Origin of the sequence: Pseudomonas marginalis (assembly GCF_008692035.1) — a bacterium.
Classification (GTDB): Bacteria; Pseudomonadota; Gammaproteobacteria; order Pseudomonadales; family Pseudomonadaceae; genus Aquipseudomonas; species Aquipseudomonas marginalis.
Genome location: NZ_VTFG01000001.1, coordinates 4,149,837 through 4,163,923, shown reverse-complemented (window position 1 = coordinate 4,163,923; position 14,087 = coordinate 4,149,837). Strand labels below are relative to the sequence as shown.

The following is a 14,087-nucleotide window of genomic DNA, read 5'->3' as shown; positions in this document are numbered from 1 at the left end:
GAGGCTATCGTGACCCTTCGCACCTATCAGAACCACACGCCAACCCTGGGCGCCGGGGCTTTTGTCGATATTTCGGCGGTGGTGATCGGCGATGTCGAAATCGGCACCGACAGCTCGGTCTGGCCGCTGACCGTGATTCGCGGCGACATGCACCGCATCCGTATCGGCGCGCGCACCAGCGTGCAGGACGGCTGCGTGCTGCACATTACCCATGCCGGACCGTTCAATCCTGACGGTTTCCCGCTGCTGATCGGCGATGACGTGACCATCGCCCACAAGGTCATGCTGCATGGCTGCACGGTGGGCAATCGGATTTTGATCGGCATGGGCAGCATCGTGATGGACGGCGCCGTGGTGGAAGACGACGTCATCATCGGCGCCGGCAGCCTGGTGCCACCGGGCAAGAAACTCGACAGCGGTTTTTTGTATGTGGGCAGCCCGGTTAAACAAATCCGCCCGCTGACTGACAAGGAACGCGCCTTTTTCACCTACAGCGCCGCCAACTACGTGAAGCTCAAAGACCTGCACCTGGCTGAAGGATTCGACCAATGACCCTCCCTTACCAAACCGTGCTGTTCGACCTGGATGGCACCCTCACCGACCCACGCGAGGGCATCACCCGCTCGATCCAGTACGCCCTAGGCAAACTGGGCATTGACGAACCCGACCTGAGCAAACTCGAACACTTCATCGGCCCGCCGTTGCTGCAAGCCTTCATGCAGTTCTACGACTTCGATGAGGCCAAGGCCTGGGAGGCGGTGAATTTCTACCGCGAGCGCTTCAAGGTCACCGGGCTGTATGAAAACCGCGTATTCGACGGCGTGATGCCGCTGCTCGAAGACCTGGGCAAGCAGGGCCGCCAGTTGTACGTCGCCACGTCCAAGCCCTGGGTGTTTGCCCGCGAGATCGCGCGGCATTTCGATTTTGCCAGGCACTTCAAGGTGATCTACGGCAGCGAACTGGACGGGACACGCACCAACAAGGTCGAGTTGATTGCGCATGTGCTCCGCGAAGAAGGCCTGGATCCGGCCACTACCTTGATGATCGGTGATCGTAAGCACGACCTGATCGGGGCGCGCAGCAATGGGCTTGATTCGGCCGCCGTCGGTTACGGGTTTGGCAGTTTCGAAGAGTTGAACGCCGAGGCGCCGACCTGGCATTTCGAGACGTTGGCGCAGATGCATCAGGCGTTTTTGCAGCGGCCCTGAGGCCGCCATCGGTGGCAAGCCTCCTCCCACATTGGGAGCGGCTTGCCCCCGATGAGGCTCTACAGATCAGTACCTTCCAACCGCCTCAACGCAGCCTTGCGCTGCCCCACCGGCAACTCGCCCATCTTCTCCACTGCGGCGTAAAACTTGCGCCAATCCCCGCCTTCCTGCCTGAACAACGCCGCAAACGCCGGCACCCACCGGTCATACAGCCCGAACGGCAACAACCGCGCATTGTTCATCGGAAGGTTCATCCAGGCGTCATAACGCTTGTCCCCACCCCATTGGCTATCGCGCATCTGACGGTACTCACGGCGCAACGCCTCGAATTCGGCCGCCTTGGCCTGGCGCATCGCCTCGACGGACAGCGGTTGCACGTAGAGTTTTTCCAGGCGCTTACGGGTATCGAGGATCAACTGGGTAAATTGGTCCCGCTGCTGCCGCGTCGAGCTGCCAAGCGGCGCCAGGCCCTGGGCCGCGCGCCACTGGCGGGTGCCTTCCTGCTCGACGAAGCTGGCAAACGACTCGTTGAATTCGGTGTCGTCCTGCACGTAGAACCGCTGGTGCGCCAGCTCATGGAAGATCAGCGTGGCCAGGCGTTCGTCGCCCCAGTTCATCATCGAATTCATGATCGGGTCGTTGAACCAACCCAGGGTGGAATAGGCTTCGACGCCACCCATCGATACGTCCATGCCTTGCTGGCGCAACAATGCCGCCTCACCCCGTGCCGCGCCCTGGCGGTAATAGCCGCGATAGGCCACGCAACCGGCAATGGGGAAGCAATGGGTTTGAGGCGCCAGGGAAAATTCCTGCGTGGCGAAGACATTCCAGACCACATAGGGTCGACCAATATCCGCATACAACCGGTAACTTTGGTTGTCCGGCAGATGCAGGTGTTCGCTGGCGAAGGTCCGGGCTTTCTGTGCTTGAGCCAGATGATCACGCAGCCCCTGCGGCCGCGACGGATCGGCGATGACCTCGGCAACCGGTTCCCGGGCTCGCAACAGCTGCCACTGACCACCTGCCAATTGGCTGTAGTAACTGACGCTGGAACAGCCACTGAGCAGCACGACTATCAACCCTGGAAGAAAACGCCTGACCATGCCCCGACCGCTCCTGGGTGATGTGTTCGCCAGACTATCGCGCCTGAAGGGGATTTTTCCATGGCGTGGCGTGTTTATACTCAAACCTCTCCTTGCGTTGAGTACCTGCCATGCGCCAGCTCCTGCTTCCCACCGTCGCCCTGTTGCTCAGCGCCTGCGCTTCGACCCCCCTGCCGCCGGTCGACCCGCACCAGGCCTGGGTCGATTTCGCTACGCCGACGCCGGGAGCCAAGCTGGTGATGGCGCAGCGCCTGGATGGTAAGAACCTGCCGGACGGACGCTACTTCCAGGTGCCACCGGGCAGTCACGAGTTGATGGTGCGCTTTGATTTCGAGGTGCCGACCGGCGGCAGCCTCAATGGCTTTGGGCAAACGGCCGACCGCACCTGTTTCATCACGCTGCAGTACGACCATTTCGAGGCTGGCCAACGCTATCGCCTCGAAGGGCGCTCATTGGCCTTCACGCCGAATATCCGGCTGTATAACGCCGCTCGCCAATTGCTGGCGGAAGAACGCAGCGTCAACTGTCTCTGATCAATCGTTGTTCTTCTGATAGATGATGGCTTTGGTACCGTTCTCACAGCTGCCGACGACCATGGCGACGTCGTGCTTGTCAGCCTCTTCCTTGCTGACAATTTCCAAGGTGTAGGACGGAACCGCGTTCGCCTGGATCTTGACCTCAATCTCTTTCCTGAGCTCTTCGCAGTCTTTTGGTGCGGCCACAGCCGATGTGGCCAACACACCGCAAATGATCGCCAAAGCAAAACGTTTCATGTGTGAAGCTCCCTGAATGCATGCGCACGGGTGTGCGCCTAAGGCTGCATAGGCTATAGGACCACATTCGGGAAACACGAGTTCTGATTAGCGCAGAACAAAATGTGGGAGGGGGCTGGCCCCCTCCCACAGTGGACCTGCGGTGTCAGCTGACCAGCGTGGCATCCAGGCTGATCTTCGCATTCAGCACCTTGGACACCGGGCACCCTTCCTTGGCCTTCTTGCTCAATTCATCGAACTGCGCCTGGCTGGCACCCGGGATCTTGGCCTTGAGCACCAAGTGCACGGCGGTGATCGCGAAGCCGCCATCGACCTGGTCCAGGGTCACTTCGGCCTGGGTGTCGATGCTGTCAGCCTTGAGCCCGGCGTCGCCGAGAATCATGGAAAAGGCCATGGAGAAACAGCCGGCGTGGGCCGCGCCAATCAGTTCTTCAGGATTGGTACCCTTGCCGCCTTCGAAACGGGCCTTGAAGCCGTAGGGCGCTTCGCGCAGCACGCCGGTTTCGGTGGAAATGGAGCCCAGGCCAGTCTTCAGATCACCTTCCCAATGCGCGGATGCCTTTTTAACGATACTCATAGCTTTCTCCTCGAACGGTGGTTTTGCGTCGGTAAGGTTCTGAGGATAGACGCGCCGGCAAAGTTCAGTTGTAAGAGAAACCTAGCGATTAAGTAGGAAATTTCATTGCCGCTATTGAATCTCGGGTATATGCCCTCATTGCATAGAGCATGCACATGAAGCGGCAGGTTTTGGTTCGTCTAAGAAGCCTGCGCCCCCATTGGAGAAGCAGGCTTATGAAATCGCTGTCCGACGTAAAGTTCTCGACCCTCGACCTGGTGCCGGTGCGCGCCAACGGCAGCCCGGCGCAGTCGCTGCGCAATTCCCTGGATTTGGCCCAGCATGTGGAAAAGTTCGGCTACAACCGTTTCTGGGTGGCGGAACACCACAATATGGATGGCATCGCCAGCTCGGCCACCGCGGTATTGCTGGGCTACCTGGCCGGCGGTACCTCGACGATTCGCGTCGGCTCCGGCGGCGTGATGCTGCCCAACCATGCACCGCTGGTGATCGCCGAGCAGTTCGGCACCCTGGAAAGCCTCTACCCCGGACGTATCGACCTGGGCCTGGGCCGCGCGCCCGGCTCCGACCAGATGACCGCCCGCGCCCTGCGCCGTGAACGCTCCGGCAGTGCGGATGACTTCCCGGAAGACGTGGCCGAGCTGATGGCCTATCTCGGCCCACGCACGCCGGACCAACGGGTGATTGCGGTGCCCGGCACCGGCACCAACGTACCGGTGTGGCTGCTGGGTTCCAGCCTGTTCAGCGCGCAACTGGCGGGCGAACGCGGTTTGCCCTACGCCTTCGCCTCCCATTTCGCACCGCGTTTGATGCACGAGGCGATTCGCGTGTACCGCAACCACTTCAAGCCCTCGGCCGTGCTGGACAAGCCTTACGTGATGCTCGGCATTCCGTTGGTTGCCGCCGACACCGATGAACAGGCCGACTACCTGGCCACCTCGGTGTACCAGCGCATCCTTGCCTTGATGCGCGGGCAAAGCCTGGTGCAGCGCCCACCCGTGAAAACCATGGACGGCCTGTGGCTGCCCCATGAAAAAGACGCCGTCGGCAGTTTCCTCGGACTGGCAATGGTGGGCAGCCCGGCGAAGATCCGCGCCAAGCTGGAAGTGCTGATCGAACAGACCGGCGCCGACGAATTGATCTTCACCTGCGACCTGTACGAGCACGCCGATCGGATTCATTCCTACGAGCTGCTGGCGCAGTTGATGAAGGGCTAACCCCCCAGGCGAAAAAAAAACCGACGCACCTGTGGCTAGGGAGCTTGCTCCCTAGCCACAGGTGCGTCGGCTTCAAGCCTGCCACACGGGATTAACCGCGCTTGTAGACGATTTCCTTGGTACCACCTTCACAGGTGCCAACCACTTTAGCGTCGGTCGAGGCGCCTTTATCCACGACTTCCAGCGAATAACCCGAAGCGCCCTTGGCGTCGATTTTCGCTGCAATTTCACTTTTCAGCTCTTCACAAGGCTTGCCCGCCGCCAGGGCCGTGCCCGCAATGCTCAACAAACCTACCGCTAACAGGAACTTCTTCATCCGTCACTTTCCTTGCGCTGATTGAAACGAGCGTGCCGACGCTGCAGGCATCGGCACCCATTGTTTGTAGCGCAGGTTATGGCAATCGGCCAGCCGGCAAGTTCAACCGACGCGATCAACTACTGGCAATTCGGAACCCCACCTTGAGCGTGACCTGGTAGTGGGCAACCTTGCCATCCTTGATATGACCACGGGTCTCCGTCACCTCAAACCACTCCAAGTGCTTGATGCTCTTGTTGGCTTCGGCCAGGGCATTGTTGATTGCGTCTTCGATGCTGGTGGTGGATGAACCTACCAATTCGACTTTCTTGTAGGTGTGATGATCAGACATGGTGTTTCTCCTGAGGGTCGTCAATAAAGCCTAGCAGTCATTGTTCATACTGCTTCTGGCGACCGTTCCTACCCGAAAGTTCAGATTTACTGCACTTTCTGAAACCGCTGGAGTCGGTATCTACACACGCCACTCAATCACTTCAGGAGAATCCACATGGCCAACACTTCTTTACGCAAAGCGTCGCTGGAAAGCATGGAAGCCGAGATTTCGAGCCTGCTCAAGTCCCTTGAGAGCCTCAAGGACGATGCGTCGGATGAGTCGCGCAAAACCCTGAAGGCCCTGAAAAGCAATGCCGAGAATGCCCTCAAGCACTCCCGTCACCTGATCAGCGATGCCTACGAAGAAAGCAAAGTCAAAATCCGCGAAACCGGTGTTGCTACCCGGGATTACGCACAAGAGCACCCATGGACCACCGCCGGCGTCGCCGTTGGCGCACTGGGCCTGCTGGCCGCTTACCTGCTGTGCAAACGCGGTGACTGATTGACCGGCTACACCGGCTGGCGCGCCAGCTCAGCCTTGAGCCAGTGCGCCAACTGACCCGCGCGCCCGTCTGCGGCGCGCTTGGGTAGCCACAACGCCAGGTGCGCCGGGGTTTCACTGAAACCCCACGGCGCCACCAGGCGACCTGCGCGCAGGTCCTCTGCTACCAGCGGTTCTGGCGCAATCGCCACACCCAACCCTGCAACCGCCGCCTCCAGCAAATAATACAAATGCTCAAAACCCTGGCCGTGTTTCAACGCGCCGGGCTCGATGCCGTGCCGTTGCGCCCAACTGGGCCAGGCTTGCGGGCGTGAAGTGGTGTGCAATAAAGCTTCGCCACACAAGGCGTGCGGCGGCGCCTGGCGCAGGCGTCCGTAGCCGGCAAAACGCGGGCTCATCACCGGGCCGATACGCTCGCTCGCCAGCTCATACACCTGCATATCCGCCGGCCACGGCGGTTCGGCGAAGACCAGCAGGGCATCGAGGCCGGGGCGGCGGGGATCGAGGTCGCCGTCGCCCGCCGACAGGTGCAGGCGCAGGTCCGGCAGGTCGGCATTCAAGCGTCCCAGGCGCGGGATCAACCAACGCGCCAGCAGACTGCCTGAACAGCCGAGCACGAAAGGTGCGTCGGCGCTGGCCTGGGTGAGTTCGGCACACACGTCCCGCAAGCGCTCGAACGCCTCGGCGCTGGCATCTCGCAACCGCACACCTGCATCTGTGAGTTTAAGGCCGCGCCCGTCCTTGATGAACAGGCTGACACCCAAATGCTCCTCCAGCACTTTCAACTGACGGCTGACCGCACCGTGGGTCACGTGCAATTGCTCGGCAGCCTGGCTGACGCTGTTGAGGCGGGCAGTGGCTTCAAATGCGCGCAGGGCATTGAGGGGCGGGAGGTCGCGGCTCATCTGTGAGTTTTCCTGACAGGTTGCAGCGATCTTATCGGTTTTCAGCGCCGGATGTGAGGGGTAGAGTGGCCGTCATTGCTTCCCATACAGAATTCCTACCTGGAGCGTCCCATGACTCAGTCCCAGACCGATCTGCGCAACGGCCCTGACGCCAACGGCCTGTTTGGCGCGTTTGGCGGCCGCTACGTCGCCGAAACCCTGATGCCGTTGATCCTCGACCTGGCCCGCGAATACGAAGCGGCCAAGATCGATCCGGCGTTCAACGAAGAATTGGCCTACTTCCAGCGCGACTACGTCGGCCGCCCCAGCCCGCTGTATTTCGCCGAGCGCCTGACCGAGTTCTGCGGCGGCGCCAAGATCTACCTCAAGCGCGAAGAGCTGAACCACACCGGCGCGCACAAGATCAACAACTGCATCGGCCAGATCCTGCTGGCGCGGCGCATGGGCAAGAAACGCATCATCGCCGAGACCGGCGCCGGTATGCACGGCGTAGCCACGGCCACCGTGGCCGCGCGTTTCGGCCTGCAGTGCGTGATCTACATGGGCACCACCGACATCGAGCGCCAACAGGCCAACGTGTTCCGCATGAAGCTTTTGGGCGCTGAAGTGATCCCCGTGGTCGCCGGCACCGGCACCCTCAAGGACGCCATGAACGAAGCCCTGCGCGACTGGGTGACCAACGTCGACGACACCTTCTACCTGATCGGCACCGTGGCCGGCCCGCACCCGTACCCGGCGATGGTGCGCGACTTCCAGGCCGTGATCGGCAAGGAAACCCGCACCCAGCTGCAAGCCCAGGAAGGCCGCCTGCCGGACAGCCTGGTGGCATGCATCGGCGGTGGCTCCAACGCCATGGGCCTGTTCCACCCGTTCCTGGACGACACCAGCGTCGAGATCATCGGTGTTGAAGCGGCCGGCCACGGCATCGAGACCGGCAAGCACGCCGCCAGCCTCAACGGCGGCGTACCGGGCGTGCTGCACGGCAACCGTACCTTCCTGCTGCAGGACGACGACGGCCAGATCATCGACGCCCACTCGATTTCCGCCGGCCTCGACTACCCCGGCATCGGCCCGGAACACGCCTGGTTGTACGATATCGGCCGCGTCCAGTACACCTCGGTGACCGACGATGAAGCCCTGGACGCGTTCCACAAATGCTGCCGCCTGGAAGGGATCATTCCTGCCCTGGAAAGCGCCCACGCCCTGGCCGAAGTGTTCAAGCGCGCGCCGACCCTGCCGAAGGATCACCTGATGGTGGTCAACCTGTCCGGCCGGGGCGACAAAGACATGCAGACCGTGATGCACCACATGGAACAGTCTCAGCAGGAGAAACACTAAATGAGCCGCCTGCAAACCCGCTTTGCGCAACTCAAGGAACAAAACCGCGCCGCCCTGGTGACCTTCGTCACGGCCGGCGACCCGGGTTATGACACCTCGCTGGCGATCCTCAAGGGCTTGCCCGCTGCGGGCGCCGATGTGATCGAGTTGGGCATGCCCTTCACCGACCCGATGGCCGACGGCCCGGCCATCCAACTGGCCAACATCCGCGCGCTGGAAGCCAAACAGAACCTGCTGAAAACCCTGCAGATGGTGCGTGAGTTCCGCAAGGACAATAACGATACCCCACTGGTGTTGATGGGCTACTTCAACCCGATCCACAAATACGGTGTGCCTAAGTTCATCGCTGACGCCAAAGAGGCCGGCGTCGACGGCCTGATCGTGGTCGACATGCCGCCAGAACATAACGGCGAGCTGTGCGACCCGGCCCAGGCCGCAGGTATCGACTTTATCCGCCTGACCACGCCGACCACCGATGACGTGCGCCTGCCGACCGTGCTCAACGGCAGTTCCGGGTTCGTGTACTACGTATCCGTGGCCGGTGTGACCGGCGCCGGCGCCGCGACCCTGGAACACGTCGAGGAAGCCGTGACCCGCCTGCGTCGGCATACCGACCTGCCGATCAGCATCGGTTTTGGTATCCGCACACCGGAACAGGCGGCAGCCATCGCGCGCCTGGCCGATGGCGTGGTGGTGGGCTCGGCCCTGATCGATCACATCGCCAATGCCAGTAACGATCAACAAGCAATCGATGGCGTATTGAGCCTGTGCGCGGCGCTGTCGGAAGGTGTGCGCAACGCCCGTAAGTAAGCGCCATGTAGCGAGAGGTAAAGTTCCTGATACAGAGGAATCAACGCGCGCAATCACGGCCTAAACAGCAAGACCAAGGGATTTCGAACCGCGTTCGAGATCCCTTTTTTGTATGTGTGCCCTGAGGAATACCCGATGAAAATGCCTAAATCCGTGATTGCAGGTCTTGGTGTGCTGGTGCTTGGCGCCAGCGCCCTGGTGCAAGCCGCGCCGCCTGACCAGCGGGGTGACGACCGTGGCGGCCCGCAAGGCCAGCACGAGCAACGTGGCGACGAGCATCGTGGCCCGCAGGACAATCGTCGCGGCGGCCCACCCCAGGACTTCGGCCCGGTACGCCAGATCATTCACGACAACCACGGCCAGTTCTCCCGTGGCGCACCGCCGCCGCCGAATGTGCGCCTGGTGCGCGGCCAACCCCTGCCGCGCGGCTACTACGGCGAACGCCTGGACAACCGTGCGCTGGCGCGCCTGCCGGTGTACCCGGGTTATGAGTGGCGCCGTTCGGGGCCGGATGTGGTGTTGATCGCGGTGGGTACCGGTATCGTCTATGAAATTCTGGACGGCGTGCTGAACTGATCCGGGCTTTTTCCATATAGGCTAGGCTTGAGGGGGGAACACACACCCCCTCAACACACTTCGTGCCTATTGCCGTCTAACCACCTCTGCAAGTCACGCCTTCTTGCGTTGCCGGTCGTTAAGTTAGCTGCATCAGAAGTCATTATCGTCTCTCAGGAGTCCATCATGGCATTTGATCTCATCACCCCCTCGGACCGTCGTCATTCCACGTTGCAAAAGGGTTTCAACCTGCGCTGGCCATTGGGCAACGTCCAGGGCGAGTCTTCACCCAACGGCGCCAGCCAGATCTACCTCTGCCGCAACCCACAAGACATCCTCGACGCAGCCGCCCAGGCCCTGGCTGTGCCCAATGGCCGTATCACGGTGCGCAGCGGCGGGCATTGCTATGAAGGATTTGTCTCTAACAAGATGCCGGATGCGCCAGGCGAGGTGTTGTCGATCCTGGACATCGGCCAGATGAACCAATTGGCCTACGACCCCAACGGGCAAATCGGCTCCGTGCTGGTACCCGCGTCGCCCCATCGCTATGCATTCCGCCTGGAGCCCGGCTGCCAGAACTGGGACACCAGCGTCGCGCTGTACAAATTGGCAGGTAAGGCGCTGCCCAGTGGATCCTGCTATTCGGTGGGACTGGGCGGGCATATCTGCGGCGGCGGCTATGGGTTGTTGTCGCGTAAATACGGGCTGGTCTGCGACTGGCTGGACGGCGTCGACCTGCTGGTCGCCAATGGACCCGGCCCGGGTCTTGAACCTGTCCATGTGTCCCGTAACAGCCTCGACACCGATGAGCTGGACCTGTTCGCCGCCTGTTGCGGCGCCGGTGGTGGGCAGTTCGGCATCATCACCAGTTACTATTTCAAGACGCTGCCGCCAGCCCCGGACGAAGTGCTTTGGCTGCCATTGGAATGGGACTGGTCAGACCTCACACGCGCCGCCCTCGAACGTTTGCTGCACGCCTATCAAAACTGGTTCGTGGACCATCAGGCCGACCCGGCAACCTGGGGCCTGGCCACCAAACTGGAAATGCGCCACCTCAATACTGGCAACGTGACCCTGGGCATTCACTACGTCGACAAGGACGGGAAGCTCGATGACCTGGCGCCTTTCGACGACTTTGTCAGCAGCATGCAGGCCGCGGTGGGCGTCAGTGCGACAGAGTCGCTCCTGCCGTTCCACGTCGTGCATCAGCCACGTGGCGGGCAAAAGGGCCGCCGGATCGATTCCCTGCAGAGTGCCCATGAGGCCGCCAGGCGTTTGGACTGGTTGTACGCCACCCAATCGCTCAACGGTTCCGGCGACAATCAGCGCGGCCGGTATAAATCGGCGTATCAGAAAGGCAGATTTACGCAACGCGTGCTGGACGCGATCTGGACGACGCTGACCTTGCCGGACCCCGAGCAATACCTGACCCAGAGCCTGATCCAGATCCAGTCGTTCGGAGGGCGCATCAACCAGATGGACGGCCCGATCCTGGCGCAGACGTCAGCCGCGCAACGCTCCTCGTACCTCAAATGGCAACCGCAGTGTTACTGGCACGCCGACGATGACGCCATCGACCGCGCCCATGCCGACTGGATCCGCGGCCTCTATTACGCTGCATTCACCAACGGTGCTCCCAATGACCCGGAGTTCGAGGGCTGCTACATCAACTACCCCGACCTGGACATGACCCACCTCGGTGGCAATCCCGCGAACCCCAGGAACCCTCTGTGGTATGGAATTTTCTTCCCCAACACGATCATCGAGAACCGCCTGCGCCGAACCAAGCAACGCTGGGATCCTTCGAATGTGTTCCGTAACGAAATGTCGGTGCCCTGAGCCCGGCCAACGGGCGGCCCGCAGGCCGCCCACGGCTTACAGCTCGATCCGCTCGACCTTGCCCACCAGCAGCACATAGGAGAGTGCGCCCAACAGCGCCAGCACGGCGATGTAGGTGATCGCCGGCGCAAACGAATCGCCACTGGCCAGGAAACCGATGACGATCGGCGTGGCAATCGCCGCCAGGTTGCCGATGAAGTTGAACACCCCGCCGGTCAGTCCCAGCAGACGTGCCGGGGCAAGGGTCGAGACCAGCGACCAGGTGATCGAGGCCAGGCCATTACCGAAGAACGCCAGGGCCAGGAAAGCGATGACCAACGGTGTCGATTCGACGAAGTTGGCGCCAATGATCGCCGTCGAGATCAACAGGCCGCTGATGATCGGCAACTTGCGGGCAAACCCCACCGAAGCGCCACGGCGGATCAGCCAGTCGGAAAACAACCCCGAACACAACACGCCGACGAAAGCCGCGAGGAAGGGCAGTGACGCGAGCATGCCGGACTTGATGAAGTCCATGCCGCGGTATTTCACCAGGTAGGTCGGGAACCAGGTCAGGAAGAACCACAACGTGGAGTTCAGGCAGAACTGCCCCAGGTAGATACCCCACAACTTGCGCTTGCTCAGGACAATGCCCAGGTCGACCCAACTGAAGGGCGCCTTGCTCTTGCTCGCTTGTGCGCTCAAGTCCACCAGCCCGCCGCCTTCGCGGATCAACTCGATTTCAGCGGCGTTGACGCCTTTGAAGTCCCGAGGCTCGCGATACAGGGCATACCAGATCGCCGCCCACAGAATGCCCACGCCACCGGTCACGACAAACACCATGTGCCAGCCGTAATGGTGCTGCAACCAGGCCAGGACCGGCGTCAGGAACGCCAGCCCGACAAACTGCCCGGAGGTGTAGAAGCCAATGGCCGTGGCGCGCTCACGCTCGGGGAACCAGCTGGTGACCACGCGACTGTTGATGGGGTAAGCCGGTGCTTCCAGGGCACCCACCGCCATGCGTAGAACAAACAGCGCAATGAAGCTGGCGGCAAAACCGAGCATCACGGTGGCGATGGACCACAGCAACAGGGCGGCGGTGTAGAGGATACGCGGCGGCACCCGGTCCACCAGCCAGCCGCCGGGGATCTGCATGGCGGCGTACGTCCAGCCGAACGCGGAGAAAATCAGCCCGACATGTACCGGGTCGATACCCAGTTCGCTGGTCAGCGCCGGGGCGGCAATCGACAGGTTGCTGCGGTCGAGGTAGTTGATCACCACGGTGATAAACAGCAGCACCATGATGAAGTAGCGCTTTCGGGTAGGCGTGACTAAAGAAGCCTGCCCGCTCAAGGATTCAGGTTGCATGGTAGGTGCCTCTTCTTATATTTGTTGAGGAAGGGACTTCTGCAGAAACCGGATCAACATGTGGGAGGGGGCAAGCCCTCTCCCACATGTCTGACCGTGTTCTTTCAGGCAGACATCACCACTCGGCAAAGCTGCCGTCGGCGTGGCGCCAGATCGGGTTGCGCCAGCGGTGGCCGATGGCTGCGCGTTCGATCACGTATTCCTCATTAATCTCGATGCCCAGGCCCGGCCCGTTGGGGATCTTCACAAAGCCTTGGTCATAGTCGAACACGCCCGGGTCGCGCACGTAGTCGAGCAGGTCGTTGCTCTCGTTGTAGTGAATACCCAGGCTTTGCTCCTGGATAAACGCGTTGTAGCAAACCGCATCCAGTTGCAGGCACGCCGCCAACGCAATCGGGCCCAGCGGGCAGTGCAGGGCCAGGGCCACGTCGTAGGCTTCGGCCATGTTGGCGATCTTGCGGGTTTCGGTGATACCGCCCGCATGGGAAGCGTCCGGCTGGATGATGTCGACGTAGCCTTCGCTGAGCACGCGCTTGAAGTCCCAGCGCGAGAACAGGCGCTCGCCCAGGGCAATCGGGGTGCTGGTCAGGGGCGCCAGTTCCTTGAGGGCTTCGTAGTTTTCGCTGAGCACCGGCTCTTCGATAAACATCAGTTTGTACGGGTCGAGTTCTTTCATCAGCACCTTGGCCATGGGCTTGTGCACACGGCCATGGAAGTCGACGCCGATGCCGACGTTAGGGCCGACCGCATCGCGCACGGCCGCGACGTTGGCCAGGGCCAGGTCGACTTTTTCGAAGCTGTCGACGAACTGCAACTCTTCGGTGCCGTTCATTTTCACCGCGGTAAAGCCACGGGCTACGGCCTCTTTGGCGGCGCGGGCGGTGTCGGCCGGGCGGTCGCCACCGATCCAGGAGTACACGCGGATCTTGTCGCGTACCTGGCCACCCAACAGATCGCTGACCGATACGCCCAGGGCCTTGCCCTTGATGTCCCACAGCGCCTGGTCGATGCCGGCGAGGGCGCTCATGTGCACGGCGCCGCCACGGTAGAAGCCGCCGCGGTAGAGCACGGTCCAGATATCCTCGATATTGCGTGGGTCCTTGCCGATCAGGTAATCGGACAGTTCCTCGACCGCCGCGGCCACGGTGTGAGCGCGGCCTTCGACTACGGGCTCACCCCAGCCGGTCACGCCCTGGTCGGTCTCGACCTTGAGGAAGCACCAGCGCGGCGGGACGATAAAGGTCGTCAGTTTGGTGATTTTCATCTGTTATCTCTCTTATAGATG

The 14,087-nt window shown here is 61.5% G+C and carries 17 protein-coding genes; 9 read left to right on the top strand and 8 right to left on the bottom strand.

Annotated elements, in window-relative coordinates; translation table 11 throughout:
- Positions 1-9 precede the first annotated feature (9 nt).
- Together FX984_RS19515 and FX984_RS19510 are read left to right on the top strand one after the other, a co-directional pair.
- Entirely contained in the window at positions 10-552 is a 543-nt protein-coding gene (locus FX984_RS19515; protein ID WP_027608127.1) for a gamma carbonic anhydrase family protein, read from the top strand.
- On the top strand, positions 549-1,208 hold the full coding sequence (locus tag FX984_RS19510; protein ID WP_098480659.1) for an HAD family hydrolase: 660 nt from the start codon (positions 549-551) through the stop codon (positions 1,206-1,208). Before FX984_RS19515 ends, FX984_RS19510 begins: the two co-directional genes overlap by 4 nt.
- Before the next feature lie 59 nt (positions 1,209-1,267).
- Here FX984_RS19510 and FX984_RS19505 read toward each other — a convergent pair whose 3' ends face one another.
- The gene (locus FX984_RS19505) at positions 1,268-2,311 is read right to left on the bottom strand and encodes an aminopeptidase (protein WP_146476877.1); all 1,044 of its coding nucleotides are present in this window, start codon (positions 2,309-2,311) and stop codon (positions 1,268-1,270) included.
- Positions 2,312-2,421: 110 nt separating this feature from the next.
- Between FX984_RS19505 and FX984_RS19500 the strand changes: the two genes are divergently transcribed.
- Positions 2,422-2,844 carry a PA0061/PA0062 family lipoprotein gene (locus FX984_RS19500; RefSeq protein ID WP_065937883.1) on the top strand — a complete coding sequence of 141 codons (423 nt, stop codon included), beginning with the start codon at positions 2,422-2,424 and terminating at the stop codon, positions 2,842-2,844.
- Here FX984_RS19500 and FX984_RS19495 read toward each other — a convergent pair whose 3' ends face one another.
- Both FX984_RS19495 and FX984_RS19490 read right to left on the bottom strand, forming a co-directional pair.
- Positions 2,845-3,084 carry a DUF1161 domain-containing protein gene (locus FX984_RS19495; RefSeq protein ID WP_017734725.1) on the bottom strand — a complete coding sequence of 80 codons (240 nt, stop codon included), beginning with the start codon at positions 3,082-3,084 and terminating at the stop codon, positions 2,845-2,847. It lies immediately after the preceding gene.
- Between the two features lie 145 nt (positions 3,085-3,229).
- On the bottom strand, positions 3,230-3,661 hold the full coding sequence (locus FX984_RS19490) for an OsmC family protein (protein ID WP_027608131.1): 432 nt from the start codon (positions 3,659-3,661) through the stop codon (positions 3,230-3,232).
- A gap of 215 nt (positions 3,662-3,876) precedes the next feature.
- Here FX984_RS19490 and FX984_RS19485 point away from each other — a divergent pair, with 215 nt between their 5' ends.
- A complete protein-coding gene (locus FX984_RS19485) occupies positions 3,877-4,878 on the top strand; it encodes an LLM class flavin-dependent oxidoreductase (protein ID WP_146476878.1) in 1,002 nt (333 codons plus the stop codon).
- Between the two features lie 91 nt (positions 4,879-4,969).
- On the opposite strand, the gene FX984_RS19480 is transcribed toward FX984_RS19485, so the two are convergent.
- On the bottom strand, positions 4,970-5,194 hold the full coding sequence (locus tag FX984_RS19480) for a DUF1161 domain-containing protein (protein WP_005783407.1): 225 nt from the start codon (positions 5,192-5,194) through the stop codon (positions 4,970-4,972).
- A gap of 115 nt (positions 5,195-5,309) precedes the next feature.
- Positions 5,310-5,525 (bottom strand): dodecin, encoded by a 216-nt coding sequence (locus FX984_RS19475; protein WP_027608132.1) that lies wholly within the window; start codon positions 5,523-5,525, stop codon positions 5,310-5,312.
- A gap of 156 nt (positions 5,526-5,681) precedes the next feature.
- Between FX984_RS19475 and FX984_RS19470 the strand changes: the two genes are divergently transcribed.
- On the top strand, positions 5,682-6,008 hold the full coding sequence (locus FX984_RS19470; protein ID WP_003170746.1) for an ElaB/YgaM/YqjD family protein: 327 nt from the start codon (positions 5,682-5,684) through the stop codon (positions 6,006-6,008).
- Positions 6,009-6,016: 8 nt separating this feature from the next.
- Here the strand turns inward: FX984_RS19470 and FX984_RS19465 are convergent, their stop codons facing one another.
- Entirely contained in the window at positions 6,017-6,913 is an 897-nt protein-coding gene (locus FX984_RS19465; protein ID WP_146476880.1) for a LysR family transcriptional regulator, read from the bottom strand.
- A gap of 111 nt (positions 6,914-7,024) precedes the next feature.
- Here FX984_RS19465 and trpB point away from each other — a divergent pair, with 111 nt between their 5' ends.
- From trpB to FX984_RS19445, 4 genes are all read left to right on the top strand, one after another.
- On the top strand, positions 7,025-8,251 hold the full coding sequence (trpB, locus tag FX984_RS19460; protein WP_146476882.1) for a tryptophan synthase subunit beta: 1,227 nt from the start codon (positions 7,025-7,027) through the stop codon (positions 8,249-8,251).
- Positions 8,252-9,061: a tryptophan synthase subunit alpha gene (trpA, locus tag FX984_RS19455; RefSeq protein ID WP_065926830.1), complete on the top strand. Its 810-nt coding sequence runs from the start codon at positions 8,252-8,254 to the stop codon at positions 9,059-9,061.
- A gap of 135 nt (positions 9,062-9,196) precedes the next feature.
- Entirely contained in the window at positions 9,197-9,637 is a 441-nt protein-coding gene (locus tag FX984_RS19450) for an anti-virulence regulator CigR family protein (protein WP_098480661.1), read from the top strand.
- 165 nt (positions 9,638-9,802) lie between these two features.
- Positions 9,803-11,455 (top strand): FAD-binding oxidoreductase, encoded by a 1,653-nt coding sequence (locus FX984_RS19445; RefSeq protein ID WP_146476884.1) that lies wholly within the window; start codon positions 9,803-9,805, stop codon positions 11,453-11,455.
- 36 nt (positions 11,456-11,491) lie between these two features.
- Here the strand turns inward: FX984_RS19445 and FX984_RS19440 are convergent, their stop codons facing one another.
- Together FX984_RS19440 and dgoD are read right to left on the bottom strand one after the other, a co-directional pair.
- Complete coding sequence (locus FX984_RS19440; RefSeq protein ID WP_027608138.1) at positions 11,492-12,802, bottom strand: MFS transporter; 1,311 nt, start codon at positions 12,800-12,802, stop codon at positions 11,492-11,494.
- 115 nt (positions 12,803-12,917) lie between these two features.
- Positions 12,918-14,066 carry a galactonate dehydratase gene (dgoD, locus tag FX984_RS19435; RefSeq protein ID WP_003170741.1) on the bottom strand — a complete coding sequence of 383 codons (1,149 nt, stop codon included), beginning with the start codon at positions 14,064-14,066 and terminating at the stop codon, positions 12,918-12,920.
- Between the last annotated feature and the right edge of the window lie 21 nt (positions 14,067-14,087).

Coding starts and splice junctions, on each gene's coding strand:
- FX984_RS19485 (WP_146476878.1), top strand. CDS start 3,877: ATGAAATCGCTGTCCGACGTAAAGTTCTCGACCCTCGACCTGGTGCCG.
- FX984_RS19500 (WP_065937883.1), top strand. CDS start 2,422: ATGCGCCAGCTCCTGCTTCCCACCGTCGCCCTGTTGCTCAGCGCCTGC.
- FX984_RS19510 (WP_098480659.1), top strand. CDS start 549: ATGACCCTCCCTTACCAAACCGTGCTGTTCGACCTGGATGGCACCCTC.
- FX984_RS19490 (WP_027608131.1), bottom strand. CDS start 3,661: ATGAGTATCGTTAAAAAGGCATCCGCGCATTGGGAAGGTGATCTGAAG.
- FX984_RS19470 (WP_003170746.1), top strand. CDS start 5,682: ATGGCCAACACTTCTTTACGCAAAGCGTCGCTGGAAAGCATGGAAGCC.
- FX984_RS19445 (WP_146476884.1), top strand. CDS start 9,803: ATGGCATTTGATCTCATCACCCCCTCGGACCGTCGTCATTCCACGTTG.
- FX984_RS19480 (WP_005783407.1), bottom strand. CDS start 5,194: ATGAAGAAGTTCCTGTTAGCGGTAGGTTTGTTGAGCATTGCGGGCACG.
- FX984_RS19475 (WP_027608132.1), bottom strand. CDS start 5,525: ATGTCTGATCATCACACCTACAAGAAAGTCGAATTGGTAGGTTCATCC.
- trpA (WP_065926830.1), top strand. CDS start 8,252: ATGAGCCGCCTGCAAACCCGCTTTGCGCAACTCAAGGAACAAAACCGC.
- trpB (WP_146476882.1), top strand. CDS start 7,025: ATGACTCAGTCCCAGACCGATCTGCGCAACGGCCCTGACGCCAACGGC.
- FX984_RS19495 (WP_017734725.1), bottom strand. CDS start 3,084: ATGAAACGTTTTGCTTTGGCGATCATTTGCGGTGTGTTGGCCACATCG.
- dgoD (WP_003170741.1), bottom strand. CDS start 14,066: ATGAAAATCACCAAACTGACGACCTTTATCGTCCCGCCGCGCTGGTGC.
- FX984_RS19440 (WP_027608138.1), bottom strand. CDS start 12,802: ATGCAACCTGAATCCTTGAGCGGGCAGGCTTCTTTAGTCACGCCTACC.
- FX984_RS19465 (WP_146476880.1), bottom strand. CDS start 6,913: ATGAGCCGCGACCTCCCGCCCCTCAATGCCCTGCGCGCATTTGAAGCC.
- FX984_RS19450 (WP_098480661.1), top strand. CDS start 9,197: ATGAAAATGCCTAAATCCGTGATTGCAGGTCTTGGTGTGCTGGTGCTT.
- FX984_RS19505 (WP_146476877.1), bottom strand. CDS start 2,311: ATGGTCAGGCGTTTTCTTCCAGGGTTGATAGTCGTGCTGCTCAGTGGC.